Annotated in this window: 17 protein-coding genes; 4 read left to right on the top strand and 13 right to left on the bottom strand. The window is 46.9% G+C overall.

Annotation, left to right across the window (positions count from 1 at the left end; translation table 11 throughout):
- Positions 1-14: 14 nt before the first annotated feature.
- The 8 genes from fusA to fkpA form a co-directional block, all read right to left on the bottom strand.
- The gene (fusA, locus tag A9237_RS09855) at positions 15-2,114 is read right to left on the bottom strand and encodes an elongation factor G (RefSeq protein ID WP_005438392.1); all 2,100 of its coding nucleotides are present in this window, start codon (positions 2,112-2,114) and stop codon (positions 15-17) included.
- 137 nt (positions 2,115-2,251) lie between these two features.
- Positions 2,252-2,722 carry a 30S ribosomal protein S7 gene (rpsG, locus tag A9237_RS09850; protein ID WP_005438390.1) on the bottom strand — a complete coding sequence of 157 codons (471 nt, stop codon included), beginning with the start codon at positions 2,720-2,722 and terminating at the stop codon, positions 2,252-2,254.
- A gap of 100 nt (positions 2,723-2,822) precedes the next feature.
- Positions 2,823-3,197 carry a 30S ribosomal protein S12 gene (gene rpsL / locus A9237_RS09845; RefSeq protein WP_004399892.1) on the bottom strand — a complete coding sequence of 125 codons (375 nt, stop codon included), beginning with the start codon at positions 3,195-3,197 and terminating at the stop codon, positions 2,823-2,825.
- Between the two features lie 178 nt (positions 3,198-3,375).
- Positions 3,376-3,651 carry a sulfurtransferase complex subunit TusB gene (tusB, locus tag A9237_RS09840; RefSeq protein ID WP_078608101.1) on the bottom strand — a complete coding sequence of 92 codons (276 nt, stop codon included), beginning with the start codon at positions 3,649-3,651 and terminating at the stop codon, positions 3,376-3,378.
- 7 nt (positions 3,652-3,658) lie between these two features.
- On the bottom strand, positions 3,659-4,015 hold the full coding sequence (tusC, locus tag A9237_RS09835) for a sulfurtransferase complex subunit TusC (protein ID WP_061010692.1): 357 nt from the start codon (positions 4,013-4,015) through the stop codon (positions 3,659-3,661).
- Positions 4,012-4,407 (bottom strand): sulfurtransferase complex subunit TusD, encoded by a 396-nt coding sequence (gene tusD / locus A9237_RS09830; protein ID WP_005438379.1) that lies wholly within the window; start codon positions 4,405-4,407, stop codon positions 4,012-4,014. Before tusD ends, tusC begins: the two co-directional genes overlap by 4 nt.
- Positions 4,408-4,409: 2 nt before the next feature.
- A complete protein-coding gene (locus A9237_RS09825; RefSeq protein WP_005438378.1) occupies positions 4,410-5,126 on the bottom strand; it encodes a helix-turn-helix transcriptional regulator in 717 nt (238 codons plus the stop codon).
- Positions 5,127-5,270: 144 nt separating this feature from the next.
- A complete protein-coding gene (gene fkpA / locus A9237_RS09820) occupies positions 5,271-6,053 on the bottom strand; it encodes an FKBP-type peptidyl-prolyl cis-trans isomerase (RefSeq protein WP_009705500.1) in 783 nt (260 codons plus the stop codon).
- A 128-nt stretch (positions 6,054-6,181) separates the two neighbouring features.
- Here fkpA and A9237_RS09815 point away from each other — a divergent pair, with 128 nt between their 5' ends.
- Together A9237_RS09815 and A9237_RS09810 are read left to right on the top strand one after the other, a co-directional pair.
- The gene (locus tag A9237_RS09815; RefSeq protein ID WP_078608100.1) at positions 6,182-7,168 is read left to right on the top strand and encodes a WD40 repeat domain-containing protein; all 987 of its coding nucleotides are present in this window, start codon (positions 6,182-6,184) and stop codon (positions 7,166-7,168) included.
- Positions 7,165-7,392 (top strand): SlyX family protein, encoded by a 228-nt coding sequence (locus tag A9237_RS09810; protein ID WP_005381455.1) that lies wholly within the window; start codon positions 7,165-7,167, stop codon positions 7,390-7,392. Before A9237_RS09815 ends, A9237_RS09810 begins: the two co-directional genes overlap by 4 nt.
- Positions 7,393-7,471: 79 nt before the next feature.
- Here the strand turns inward: A9237_RS09810 and A9237_RS09805 are convergent, their stop codons facing one another.
- The 5 genes from A9237_RS09805 to kefG form a co-directional block, all read right to left on the bottom strand.
- Positions 7,472-8,413 carry an isoaspartyl peptidase/L-asparaginase family protein gene (locus tag A9237_RS09805; RefSeq protein ID WP_041060913.1) on the bottom strand — a complete coding sequence of 314 codons (942 nt, stop codon included), beginning with the start codon at positions 8,411-8,413 and terminating at the stop codon, positions 7,472-7,474.
- Positions 8,414-8,543: 130 nt separating this feature from the next.
- Positions 8,544-9,113, bottom strand: coding sequence for a peptidylprolyl isomerase (gene slyD, locus A9237_RS09800; RefSeq protein ID WP_005438368.1), 570 nt, complete (start codon positions 9,111-9,113; stop codon positions 8,544-8,546).
- 88 nt (positions 9,114-9,201) lie between these two features.
- Positions 9,202-9,402 (bottom strand): YheV family putative zinc ribbon protein, encoded by a 201-nt coding sequence (locus A9237_RS09795; RefSeq protein WP_033005797.1) that lies wholly within the window; start codon positions 9,400-9,402, stop codon positions 9,202-9,204.
- A 35-nt stretch (positions 9,403-9,437) separates the two neighbouring features.
- Positions 9,438-11,234: a glutathione-regulated potassium-efflux system protein KefB gene (kefB, locus tag A9237_RS09790; RefSeq protein WP_078608099.1), complete on the bottom strand. Its 1,797-nt coding sequence runs from the start codon at positions 11,232-11,234 to the stop codon at positions 9,438-9,440.
- Positions 11,218-11,805: a glutathione-regulated potassium-efflux system ancillary protein KefG gene (gene kefG / locus A9237_RS09785; RefSeq protein ID WP_078608098.1), complete on the bottom strand. Its 588-nt coding sequence runs from the start codon at positions 11,803-11,805 to the stop codon at positions 11,218-11,220. Before kefG ends, kefB begins: the two co-directional genes overlap by 17 nt.
- A gap of 177 nt (positions 11,806-11,982) precedes the next feature.
- Here kefG and A9237_RS09780 point away from each other — a divergent pair, with 177 nt between their 5' ends.
- Positions 11,983-13,902, top strand: coding sequence for an ABC transporter ATP-binding protein (locus tag A9237_RS09780; RefSeq protein ID WP_078608097.1), 1,920 nt, complete (start codon positions 11,983-11,985; stop codon positions 13,900-13,902).
- Positions 13,899-14,378, top strand: coding sequence for a TIGR02444 family protein (locus tag A9237_RS09775; RefSeq protein ID WP_078608096.1), 480 nt, complete (start codon positions 13,899-13,901; stop codon positions 14,376-14,378). The genes A9237_RS09780 and A9237_RS09775 overlap by 4 nt, the downstream gene beginning before the upstream one ends.
- Positions 14,379-14,427 lie beyond the last annotated feature (49 nt).

Below are 14,427 nucleotides of genomic sequence, written 5' to 3'. Positions count from 1 at the left end.
TCAAAGCGTTTTAATTAGTAACCACGGTCTGCAATGATTTTATCTGCGAAGTTTTTCGGTACTTCAGCGTACTCGTTAAACTCCATAGAGTAAGACGCACGGCCTTGAGTTGCAGAACGTAGGTCCGTTGCGTAACCAAACATCTCAGATAGTGGTACTTGAGCGCGGATGATCTTAATACCAGCCACACCATCGTCCATACCTTCGATCATACCGCGACGGCGGTTAAGGTCACCAACAACATCACCCATCCAATCTTCAGGAGTAGTTACTTCAACATTCATCATTGGCTCAAGAAGAACAGGTTGTGCTTCTAATGAACCCTTCTTGAATGCCATCGAGCCAGCGATCTTAAACGCCATCTCGTTAGAGTCAACATCGTGGTAAGAGCCATCAAACAGAGTGGCTTTAATATCTAATACAGGATAACCCGCTAGAACACCGCTGTTCATTTGCTCTTCGATACCTTTCGCTACCGAGTTGATGTATTCCTTAGGAACAACACCACCCACAATTTCGTCAACAAAGACAAAACCTTCACCAGGTTCAGATGGCTCCAGTTTGATCCATACGTGACCATACTGACCACGACCACCAGATTGACGTACAAATTTACCTTCAACTTCCGCGTTGCCACGGATTGTTTCACGGTACGCAACCTGAGGTTTACCAACATTACAGTCAACGCTGAATTCACGTTTCATACGATCAACGATGATATCTAGGTGAAGCTCACCCATACCAGAGATCAGTGTCTGACCTGTTTCGTCGTCCGTTTTTACGCGGAATGATGGATCTTCTGCCGCTAGTTTACCCAGTGCAATACCCATCTTCTCTTGATCGGCAACAGAGCGAGGCTCTACCGCGATCTGAATTACCGGTTCAGGGAACTCCATGCGCTCTAGAATCACTTTGTGGTTCTGGTCACATAGCGTGTCACCTGTTGTAACGTCTTTCAGACCGATAGCAGCTGCGATATCACCAGCGCGAACTTCTTTTACTTCTTCACGCTTGTTCGCATGCATCTGTACGATACGACCGAAACGCTCTTTCTTGTCTTTTACTGAGTTGTAAACAGCATCACCTGAGTTCACAACACCTGAGTAAACGCGCATGAAAGTTAGCGTGCCCACGAATGGGTCAGTCGCGATCTTGAATGCTAGTGCTGAGAAAGGTTCGTTGTCGTCTGCGTGACGCTCAACTTCGTTCTCTCTTTCGTCGATGCCTTTAATTGCAGGAACATCAACTGGCGACGGCAAGAATTCGATCACTGCGTCTAGTACTGCTTGAACACCTTTGTTTTTGAACGCACTACCACAAGTAGCCAGTACGATTTCGTTGTTTAGTGTACGAGTACGTAGAGCTTGTTTGATCTCAGCTTCAGACAGTTCACCTTCTTCAAGGTACTTGTCCATTAGCTCTTCAGTTGCTTCCGCTGCCGCTTCAACTAGGTTGTTGCGCCATTCTTCAGCAAGCTCTTGCATGTCTGCTGGAATTTCGTCGTATGTGAACGACATGCCTTGGTCGGCTTCATTCCAGTTGATCATTTTCATCTTGATAAGGTCGATAACACCACGGAAATCATCTTCTGCACCAACGTTCAGTTGGATTGGAACAGGATTCGCACCAAGACGGTTTTTAATTTGGTCCACAACGCGTAGGAAGTCAGCACCTGCACGGTCCATCTTATTTACAAATACCATACGTGGAACGTGGTACTTGTCAGCTTGACGCCATACAGTTTCAGACTGAGGTTCAACACCAGATGAACCACAGAACACAACAACTGCACCATCAAGTACGCGCAGAGAACGCTCTACTTCGATAGTAAAGTCAACGTGTCCAGGGGTATCGATGATGTTAACGCGGTGCTCTTGGAATTGTGCTTCCATACCACGCCAGAAGGTAGTAGTCGCCGCAGACGTGATTGTGATACCACGTTCTTGCTCCTGCTCCATCCAGTCCATGGTTGCTGCGCCATCGTGAACTTCACCGATTTTATGAGACAGACCAGTGTAGAACAGAATACGTTCAGTAGTGGTTGTTTTACCTGCATCTACGTGAGCACAGATACCGATGTTACGGTAGCGCTCAATAGGAGTTTTGCGAGCCACGATTGAATCCTCTTACTTAGAGATAGGGACTATTGCTATAGCTAAAAAATGCTATCCCCTAGATATAGCAATAGTTCCTAGCATATGCATAGGAACTAAAGAAGTGCTGCAAGGAACCTTGCAGCACTGAAAAGGTATTACCAACGGTAATGAGCGAACGCTTTGTTTGCGTCAGCCATGCGGTGAACGTCTTCACGTTTCTTAACCGCAGTACCTTTGTTCTCAGACGCGTCTAGCATTTCAGCAGCTAGGCGTTGAGCCATAGATTTTTCACCACGCTTACGCGCAGCTTCAACCAACCAACGCATAGCAAGTGCGTTACGGCGAACCGGACGTACTTCTACAGGTACTTGGTAAGTTGAACCACCTACACGGCGAGATTTAACTTCTACCGCTGGGCGAACATTTTCAAGAGCTTCTTCAAAAATAGCTAAGTGGTCTTTACCAGACTTTTCAGCCATAGAATCTAGTGCAGTGTAAACAATTTTCTCTGCAGTAGATTTTTTACCGTCAACCATTAGGATGTTAACGAATTTTGCCAGCAGTTCAGATTTGAACTTTGGATCTGGAAGGATCTTACGCTGACCAATGACGCGACGACGTGGCATGGATTTTCTCCGTTGTCTTCTTCAGGTTTTATCCAAAACTTTTCAGTTTTTTCAAAAAATTAAAAATAATTTAGTGTTTGGCCTTACTTAACGGAATCCATTAAGACTTAGGACGCTTCACACCGTACTTAGAACGACCTTGTTTACGGTCGTTAACGCCAGCACAGTCAAGTGCACCGCGAACAGTGTGGTAACGTACACCCGGAAGGTCTTTTACACGACCGCCACGGATTAGTACAACACTGTGCTCTTGAAGGTTGTGACCTTCACCGCCGATGTACGATGTAACTTCGAAGCCGTTTGTCAGACGTACACGACAAACTTTACGAAGTGCTGAGTTAGGTTTTTTAGGTGTAGTAGTGTAAACACGAGTACATACACCACGTTTTTGTGGGCACGCTTCTAGTGCAGGCACGTTGCTTTTAACAACTTGCTTTGCACGTGGCTTACGTACCAACTGGTTAATAGTTGCCATTAACTAGCTCCTGATTTACTTGAAAGTAAGCTTTGTGAAAAATCTATCCCTAACAGCGGTTGGCAGTTAGGGACGCAAAATTCTATGCAGCAGTGAGAGGTGTGTCAAGAAATATACGGATCTTTTTTGTTCAATTAGGGTAATTAGTCCGTAAAGCTCAATCGACAGGAAAGAAGGGTTAATCCCAAGTCAGAGATTTGGCTTGTTTTGCTGTTAGTTCAACAAAGCCAGCATAGCCAATCACCTCAATAGATGGGCTGATACGATTGCTCATACCACGGGCTTCAATATCGCTTTGCAGCGCAAACACTGATGGACCTTTTGCCTTGCTGAACGCCTTATGCTGAGGGTTCGCAGCGTACACGGCATCTTCAATCAACAAGACATCATCTTGCTCACTGTACAGTGCCATTGCATCGTCTAACGCAGCTACGGATTTGATGATATGTAACATGGCTTCCTCAGAATGACAGCAGTTTGCCCGCTTGTTGCAGTTTAGCTTTTAGTTGCTCAGTATTTAGAGCCTCTGCATCAATGACTAAATCGGCTTGAGCCACGCCACGCTCGGCAAGCGAATCAGCACAAACAAACACTTGCTCAATGTCGTACAAGTCGAACAACTTCAGCATTGGTGCGTAGTCTTTGCTTAAAATGCCATTAGGCTCTTGTCCAAGAAGTAACTGATACACACCATCGCCAACAAATAGAACGGTGATATCTTCACAGTACGCAGATGCCGCTAGCAGCGCATCCACACCTTCACGTCCTGCATTACTACCATGAGGTGCGCTACGAAATAGGTAAGTTAGCTGACTCAAAACTGCACCACTCTATCTTGGGTTAACATGGCTTCGGCTAAGCTCCCCAAACCGGCTTGCTCGAACCCTGTAGCTAGGTTGTTCTGCTCAAGACCATGTTGATTCGCTTCATCTTCACTGATGATACCGCGACGCAATGCCGCTGCCACGCACGTTTCCAAACGAACATCGTGCTGCTGTGCGAGTGATTGCCATGCTTTGGTTAGGTCAAACTCGTCGTTGGCAGGCACGCTCAGAGCCGTACCATTGGTGACGCCATCTTGGTAAAAGAACACACTCACCAGAGTATGTCCTTGTTCAATTACCGCTTGTGCGAATTGGTATGCGCTGCGTGCCGATTGACTGCCGTAAACTGGGCCGTTCACGACCAGCGTGTAAGTTAATCCACTCACGCTTATTCGTCCTCAGTTTTACGCTGACGAATGTATAGGTAAACGGTGTGTTTAGAAATGTTCAGACGGTCTGCGACGCGGTTGATAGCGTCTTTGATGTCGAAGATACCTTTGTCGTACAACTCCATCACGATCTGACGGTTTTTGGTGTTGTTCGATACAGATTTATCGGCGTTGATCTCTTCAATCGTGCGCTCAACCGTTTGGTCTACGAGCTCTTCAACATCACTTGCGAAGTTAACAGAAGACGCCGCTTCTTTCGCTTCTTGCGTTGGCATGAACGATTGCAGCACTTGAGAGAAAGGCGCATCAAGGTTGACGTTGATACAAAGCAGACCAATCACGCGGTTTTCGCCGTTACGAATAGCAACGGTGATCGACTTCATCAATACGCCGCCTTTTGCGCGGGTAAAGTACGAACGCGAGAAGTTACGCTCAGAGCCTTCGATGTCTTTCAACATCTTAAGCGCTAAATCTGTGATAGGAGAGCCCACCTGACGACCAGTGTTCTCGCCGTTAGCGATTTTGATTGCAGAGGTATTGAGATCTTCGAGTGAGTGAAGAACGATTTCACAGAAAGGACCGATCAGACTGGCAATGCCGTCCACGACCGCTTCGTAAGATCTCAAGATGATTTTATCGTGCTCGGTAAATGGCATCACGTTGACAGATTCCATTTCGAGCAACATTTCCGCATTTATTGTTTCTGTAGTTGTCATAAGCCTTCGAGCGAAAAATCAACAAATTGGTGTAAGTTTATCAGAAAATTTGAAAGGCAACCTAGCAAACTCACCAACTAGTGACCTAGAACAAAAAAGGTCCGTAAAACGGACCTTTTTTCATCAAGTTATCGCTAACTGTAATTATTGAGCAGCGTTGTCGTTCTCAATTTTTAGTAGCTCAACTTCGAATACTAGCGTTGAGTTAGCAGGGATGCTTGGTGTGTCTTGATCACCGTATGCTAGCTCTGGCGGGATAACGAATTTGAACTTAGAACCCACAGGCATTAGCTGAACACCTTCAGTCCAACCTGGGATTACGCGGTTTAGTGGGAATGTTGCTGGTTCGCCACGATCGTATGAGCTGTCGAACTGAGTACCGTCGATCAGAGTACCTTTGTAATGTACTTGAACAGTATCAGTGTCTTTTGGCTTCTCGCCTTCAGCTGGAGTCTCTACTTGGTACAGAAGACCAGAATCTGTCTTCACTACGCCTTCTTGCTTCTCGAACTCTGCACGGAAGTCATCGCCAGCTTTCTTCGCTTCAGCTGCTTTTTCAGCCGCTTGCTTTTGCATAGTTTCAGCAACGCGCTTGTCTAGAGATTCTAGAGCTGCACGAGTTTCTTCTTCGTTTAGCGCTGCTTTGTCTTTAAATACGTCTTCGATACCTTTAAGAACTAGGTCTTTGTTTAGGTCGATGCCAATCTCGCTTGGTTTCTCAATGCTAGTGCTTAGGTAGTTAGCAAATGAAACACCGATCGCGTAAGCCGCTTTGTCATCGTCGTTTTTAAAGTGAACTGCTTTACCAGTCTCTGCTTGAACTTGTTCTGCTTGAGGTGCTGCTTCTGGTTTTGTTTCTTCTTTTTGACAACCTACCGCTAGCATTACTGTTGCAGCAAGTAGCGACACTTTTAAAACTGATTTCATTAAATTCTCCCAATAATGGCTTAGCCACTGGTTGTTGTGCACAAATCTTCTATGAGACTAGTGAAGACAATCGTTATACCAATATACTAGCTATATGTCTTAAGACACAAACCGGATTATTAGATGTGATGCAAAGAATTTCTCATTTATTCCTATATTTAATTGTCATCACCACGTTAAATGGATGCTTTTTTACCGATCGCGATGTTCAACGTTGGTCACTCGAACCACAAGGTTCCACCAGCTTTGCGCTCAGTCGAGATGGCCGATTCGCACTGCTGTACTCCAAAGAACACCAGTTGGTTCTTTGGGATTTGGAGCAAAACAAACAGCTCGCAAAGCTGGGTGAACTCGATCAAGCCGCCAATGTGGTCTCCCATATTCGCATTTCGGACAATGGTCGTTATGCAGTCACAGCGAGCCAAATGAACTTCGCTGTATGGGATCTCGGATGGACTCAAGCCGAAGGACTTTGGTCTATCGATGACGCGCTGATTCGAGACGTTGATATCACCAGTAACGGAGAACAAGTGTTGCTTGGCTTGTCCAACGGTAAAGCAATTCACGTCAACTTAGTCACTGGTCGCAGGCTAGAGTTCCTTGCACACCAAGAAAAAGTCAATTCTGTCGCTATCTCGCCCAACGGTCGCTTCGCCTTAACGGGTGGTAATGACTACAAAGCGTATCTGTGGGATACCGAAACCGGGCTAGTATTGCGTACCTTTGAACACGACCAGCGCGTTGTTCGAGTTGCCTTGCAGAGAGATGGAAAACTGGCCATGACTTCAGACGGTGGCAACCAAGCCATTATCTGGAATTTAGAGACGGGTGAAGAAGTCACTCAGCTTAGCAGTTGGTCTCGTCAGTTGATCTTCTCGACGGCACGATTCTCAGACGATGGCAGCTTATTGGTTACAGGAACGCCTTCAGGGCGCGTGATGGTATGGGATACTCGCACGGGTAAACGAGTGGATAGATTTGAAGTCGAGCCGAAAAAAGATACTCGCCCTCCTCGTGCGGTCGTGTATGATGCAGCCTTTGATTCCAAGCAACGTGTAATTACTGCCACTTCTGCGGGCATTGCCCAAGCTTGGCAGCTAGAGAACGGATCATGACAGAGAAAATCATTCAGCAATTGGAAGCACGCATTAATGACTTAGAATGTCAGCTTGCGTTCCAAGAACAGACGATTGAAGATCTGAACGGTGCCTTGTCACAGCAGCAACTGCAAATCACCAAGATGCTCGATCAGATGAAATACGTGGTAGGTAAAGTGAAGAATATGGATTCGTCGAATTTGGCCGATCCATCAGAAGAAACACCGCCACCGCACTACTGATTCATCCGAATCCCAGTGCAGTAAATAACACAAAGCCCAGACTCTTATCTGGGCTTTGTTGTCTTTAAGAAGCGAATCGCTACTCGTCCGAGTAAATGTTTACGCTCAACTCACCTTGAGTGTTGATCCCTGCTCGGTACATACCAGAACTGTTCATCGCAAAGTGCAACTCACCTTGTGCATCGATAGCGATTAGACCGCCCTCTCCGCCCATCTCTTTAAGTTCACCTTGGATGATATGTTCACAAGCAGTATGGACGTTTTCTTGCAAGTAACGCATGCGGGCTGCGACATCTTCCGCCACTCGTTTACGAATAAAGAACTCACCGACACCTGTAGTGGAAACCGCAACAACGCCGTTCTCTGCCACCGTGCCACAACCAATCAGAGCGGAATCTCCCACTCGTCCGTATTTCTTGTTGGTCACACCGCCAGTACTGGTCGCTGCCGCTAAGTTACCGTGTTGATCCAATGCCACAGCGCCGACGGTACCGTGTTTACGATCATCTGGGTAACGGGACTCGGAAAGAGCAAACAAGCCTTTCTCACGCATAGAAATCAGTTGTTCATAACGACGATCAGTGAAGAAGTAATCTTGCTCGGTGTACTCATGGCCTTGTTCGAAAGCAAATTTCTCAGCGCCCTCGCCGACTAACAGCACATGGTTGCTGTTTTTCATTACATCACGAGCGAGCTCGATGGGGTTCTTAATATGACGAACACCGGCAACAGCACCTGCCGCTTGGTTTCTACCATCCATTACGGAGGCGTCCATTTCTACCATTTCATTATGGGTAAGAACCGAGCCTTTTCCTGCATTGAAATTAGGGGAGTCTTCAAGAACTTTAACCGCAGCAACCACAGCATCCAACGCTTCGCCGCCTTTTTCTAGAATTTGATGTCCCGCTTTTACCGCAGCTTCTAAATCCGTCAAGATGGATTGCTGCAGTTCATCGCTCATCTGTTCACGTAAGATAGTGCCCGCACCACCATGAATCGCAATCGAGAAGGGTTTCGTCATCACTTTGTCCAACTGTTATTCCTTGTATGATTTGCACTACACCTTAGATAAACAAAAAGCGCAAGTTGAAACCTCAACTTGCGCTTTTCAAAGCTTTTCTAGATTACGTTATCTAGTGAAGAGCGTGCGATTAGTGAGAACCGCAACCGCCGCCGCCACAACATTCGTGGTCGTCGCCTTTCTCTTCGCCACCACAGCAGCCGCCTTCTTTGTCGTCACCGCCACAGCAGCCACCACCTTGGTGGATGTGACCGTGCTCGATCTCTTCAGCTGTTGCTTCACGAGTAGCCATTACTTCTACTTCGAAAGTTAGAGTTTGGCCAGCTAGCATGTGGTTGCCATCTACAACAACTTCGTCGCCGTCTACTTCAGTTACTTCTACAGGGATTGGACCTTGGTCAGTATCTGCTAGGAAACGCATGCCAACTTCGATTTGGTCAACGCCTTGGAATACGTCTGCAGGAACACGTTGCACTAGTGCATCGTTGTGGTCGCCGTACGCATCTTCAGGAGCTACTGTTACTGAGAACTTGTCGCCAGCCACTTTGCCTTCTAGTTCGTTTTCAAGACCAGTGATCAGGTTGTTGTGACCGTGTAGGTAATCAAGAGGCGCGTCAGCTGTTGATTGATCAACAACAACACCGTCTTCCAACATTACTTTGTATGCAAGGCTTGCAACAACGTTCTTTTCAATTTTCATACTAACTCCAGGGAGATTAATTGACCTAACCAGAATGGGGTTAAGTACCGAGATGGTAGTATTATGGGGATCAATTAACGAAGTTCAATTACTCAGGCTTAAAAATCCCAATCATTTCTTGTTCTGAGTGTTTATTTTTTTCTACAGATTGCGGTTTACGCTGCTCGGTAAAATCACAGTCAACACACTCAACCAGTTCGATGTTGTTCTCGATCCACCAGCGTAGGGTATCCTGCTGGCTGCATTTCGGGCAGCTTGCACCCGCGATAAAACGTTTCTTGGCTTTCACTTTTATTCCTTTTCCCGCTTGATGCTGCGCGGGTACTACTTCCAATGATTTGGCGACTGTTGGTCACTTTCCATTTCGCGACCAAAGATTTCTTCTAGTTCTTTACGTGCTTCTTTCGAGCGTTGAGCAAGTTCTTTGTCCTCATTATGCTGAGGTAACAAGTCCTTGAGCATAGCATTATCTAACTTACGAAAATGTGCTTCTGCCCGCTTTGCTTGATACGGGTGCATGCCTAATTCTACGAGCGCTTGGCGACCTAGATCTAAGGCGCCTAAAAAGGTTTCACGCGAGTAGTTCTGCACGCCGTGATTCATCAACTGATACGCTTCCACACGGCTGCGAGCACGGGCGAGGATTTTTAATTTCGGGAAGTATTCACGGCAAATGTCAACAATCGCCATGACCTCATCTGGTGAGTCGGTACAGATAACCAGCGCTTCCGCCTTGTCTGCACCTGCGGCACGTAACAAATCAATCTGAGTCGCATCACCATAAAACACCTTATAGCCGTATTTACGCAGCAAGTGGATTTGGCTCGCGTCACTTTCTAGTACCGTTACTTTGATCTTGTTGGCGTACATCAAGCGTCCGACAATCTGACCAAAACGGCCAAAGCCTGCGATGATCACTCGAGGTCGACGATCAACAACATTGCTGGCCACACTCTCTTCTTCTTGGTTCAGCGTATGAGCAAACCATTTTTTCTGTCCCATGAGCAATAGTGGTGTCGTCACCATCGACAAACTCACCACAACCAATAAGAAGGAAACTTGCTCTTTGGTTAAGATCCCTTCTTGGCTTGCAGCGGTGAAAATCACAAACGCAAACTCACCACCTTGGCTCAAAATCGCCGCCATACGACTACGCGATTTAGCACGGACTCGAGCAGTGCGAGCTAAGACATACAGCACCAAACCTTTGACGACAACAAGAGCAATCACGGCACTAATAATCGCAAACGGTTGAAGTGCTAATAAGCCCAAATTCACCGCCATACCAACCGCAATAAAGAACAAGCCAAGCAGCAGACCTTTAAAAGGTTCAATCGCGATTTCTAGCTCATGACGGTATTCACTTTCTGCCAGTAACACGCCCGCAAGGAAAGTGCCAAGTGCCATCGATAACCCCAGTTTCTGCATCGCAACAGAGATACCAAGTACCACGAGAAGAGCGGCAACGGTGAAGAGTTCACGCACACCACTCATTACCACAAAACGGAACAGTGGACGTAAAAGGAAATGGCCGCCCACTAATAACGCAACCACACTGCCTAGTACCCAAATGGCATCTAACCAATCGCCACCACTTTGACCACCAGCGAGTAATGGCAACATGGCGAGCATCGGAATGACGGCAATATCTTGGAATAGCAACACAGCAAAACCAGATTGTCCGGTTTCGGTGCCGGCTTGCCCCTGCTCTTCTATCACTTTTAGTGCAATTGCCGTCGACGAGAGTGCCAAACCCATACCAATGACGAGGCTGACTTGCATGCTCAATCCAAACAAGCTGACGATACTGCCGATTACTGCCGTGGTCACGATGACTTGAGCGCCACCTAAGCCGAGTATCGGCCCACGCATTTGCCATAATTTTTTGGGGTTCAGTTCCAAGCCAATTAAGAACAGCAGCAACACCACCCCGAGTTCGGCGAAGTGGAGAATCGCGTCCACATCACTGATTAACCCCAGCCCCCAAGGGCCAATTAAAACACCTGCAATCAGGTAACCGAGTACCGATCCCAAACCAAGTCGCTGAGCAATCGGTACGGCAACAACGGCGGCAGAAAGAAAAACGACGCTACTTTGAAGAAACTCACTGGTCATCGCCATGTTGGCCTCCTTGCTCTCCCCACTCTCTCAGGGGATGATTGAGCCATTGACGATACTGCTCTGCATGCTGATAACGTTCGATATCCGAGACATTACGCGACCAATACAACACTAAAGGTTCCATCCAGTGCATTTGACATAGTGCCGCGGTCAACTCGAACGGTTGCAGAATTTGCTCAAGTGGGTACTTGTTGTAGCCCATAGGACTAAACGCATCTTCTTTCCCTCCGGTGGTAATGACGCTGCGCCAATACTTACCCTCTAATGCACAACCATCGCCAAACGCAAAACCTTTGCCTAACACACGATCCATCCACTCTTTTAGCAATGCTGGGCAGGAATACATATAGAGGGGATGATGAAAAACGATCACATCATGTTCCGCCAACAACTGGTGTTCATAGTTAACATCGATAAAGAAATCAGGGTATGCACCATAAAGATCGTGCACCGTGACATGATCAAGCGATTCGATTTTTTTAATCATCACTTGATTAGCAATGGAGTTTCGCGGCTCTGGGTGAGCATAAATAACCAGAACTCTTGGGGGAATAGACGCTGCAACAGCCAAATGGTCGTCCTTGTGTTGATTTCCTAGTAAAAATTATCGTTATCAGATTGTTATACTTTTTTGTATAGCATAATGCAATTAAAGCTCAGAGATCGACTTTTCCCGCCAATACCCCTACTATTCATCGCGAGATCAACGACCAAGAAACGCGCACTGCGCAAAGTGAATTAAAACTCTATGATTACCTTCTCTGATATTCAGTTACTGCGTGGCGGTAAACCTCTTTTAGACCAAGCTTCTGCAACCATTCACCCAGGCGACAAAGTGGGTCTGGTTGGTAAAAATGGCTGTGGTAAATCGACTCTGTTCGCACTACTGAAAGACGAATTGTCGATTGATGCGGGCTCATTTAGTCAGCCGCAGCATTGGGAGTTGGCATGGGTAGCACAAGAAACCCCTGCACTAGATCGCAGCGCAATTGAATACGTTATTGATGGTGATCGTGAGTTCCGTGATCTTGAAGCACAACTGGCGATCGCCGAAGAGAAAGACAACGGCACACTGGTTGCGGAGATCCACGGCAAGATTGAAACCATTGGCGGTTACAGCATTCGCGCTCGCGCTGCCGAACTGCTTGACGGTCTGGGCTTTAGCCAAGAGCAAATGAGCTGGAACCTGACCCAGTTCTCGGGTGGTTGGCGTATGCGCCTTAACTTGGCTCAAGCTCTATTGTGTCGTTCTGATCTACTGCTACTCGACGAACCAACCAACCACTTGGATTTGGACGCGGTAATGTGGTTAGAGCGTTGGCTACAAAACTACCCTGGCACATTGATTCTGATCTCGCACGACCGTGACTTCTTGGACCCGATCGTTGGTCGCATCATTCACATCGAGAACCAGCAGTTGAACGAATACACGGGTAACTACTCGTCATTCGAAAACCAACGCGCACAAAAAATGGTGCTGCAACAAGCGATGTTTGAGAAGCAACAGAAACAGATGTCGCACATGCAAAGCTACATTGACCGCTTCCGTTACAAAGCATCGAAAGCGCGCCAAGCACAAAGCCGTATTAAAGCGCTGGAGCGTATGGAGAAGGTACTACCAGCTCAGTTCGATAACCCATTTAGTTTCCAGTTCCGCGATCCTGCAGCGCTGCCAAACCCAATCATGATGATGGATGAAGTGTCGGCAGGCTACGGTGACAACCTGATCCTAGAAAAGATCCGCCTTAACCTTGTTCCGGGCAGCCGTATTGGTCTACTTGGCCGAAACGGCGCGGGTAAATCAACCTTGATCAAATTGCTGTCTGGTGAGCTAAAAGCGCAAGGCGGCGATCTAACTTACTCGCAAGGCGTGAAGATCGGTTACTTCGCTCAGCACCAACTAGAAACACTGCACCCAGAAGAAACACCGCTGCAGCACATGATGCAAATCGCACCAGATCAAACCGAGCAGCAGCTACGTGATTATCTAGGTAGCTTTGGTTTCCAAGGTGATAAAGCGCTTGAGAAAGTCGCACCGTTTTCTGGTGGTGAAAAAGCACGTTTGGTACTGGCATTGATTGTGTGGCAGAAGCCAAACCTGTTGCTACTCGATGAACCGACCAACCACTTGGACTTGGACATGCGCCAAGCGCTGACCATGGCACTGCAAACATTCGAAGGTGCGATGGTGATTGTTTCGCACGACCGCTACCTATTGCGTGCAACCACAGATGATTTGTACCTTGTGCACGATCGCCAAGTCGCACCATTCGACGGTGACTTGAACGATTACTACAAGTGGTTGACCGAGCAACAAAAAGCCGAGCGTAAAGAAGCACAAGCGGCTCAGCCAGTTAAAGATAACGCCAACAGTGCAGCGGCGAAAAAAGAGCAAAAGCGACGCGAAGCAGAATTTCGTAAGCAGACCGCACCAATTCGCAAAACGCTGACACAGTTAGAAAACAAAATGGATAAGTTAGGTGAAGCTCTAGCGAAAGCAGAAGAGCAATTAGCGGCTAACTCGCTGTATGAAGCCGAAAACAAGGCTAAACTTAACGAAGTGTTGGCGCTTCAAGCTTCTAGCAAAGCAGAGCTTGAAGAAGTAGAAATGGAATGGATGTCTGCCCAAGAAACACTCGAGCAGATGGAACTAGAGTTTAATCAATGACAAACGAGCACGCAGAATACACTCTTACCCTAGAACACCTTTGGCAGTTCAGTCTGCAATTTTATGGTGTGCGAGAAGTGAAGGAAGCGTGCTTATCATTGCAAAACAACTACCATGGCAACGTGAACCTATTACTGCTGCTCAGATGGCTCGATGAGCAGCAGGTGATTTTCCAAGAACAAGATTGGCATTTAGTTCAAGGCTGTCTTGGTCGAAGCGAAACCCTACTTCACTCTTTCCGCGAACTTCGTCGCCACCTCAAAGCTCAAGTCAACGACGCACTTTATCGTGAAGCATTACAGTTCGAATTGCAGCTCGAAAAACAGCAGCAATCAGACTTAGTTGACTGTGTTAACTCACTTCAATTAGTCAAAAACGATGGTGACCCACTGACGCTGAGATACTGCCGCCAACTAGGTGGAGAGCATTTGCAACAGGCGTTCTCAATTCCCGTTCCGAACATTCACCATCCATAAATCCGTCATAAACCAGTAAAATATCTATACTAAAGCTATAAAGGATTAT

Origin of the sequence: Vibrio owensii (genome assembly GCF_002021755.1) — a bacterium.
Lineage (GTDB): Bacteria > Pseudomonadota > Gammaproteobacteria > Enterobacterales > Vibrionaceae > Vibrio > Vibrio owensii.
This window is presented reverse-complemented; position numbering and strand designations above follow the sequence as displayed.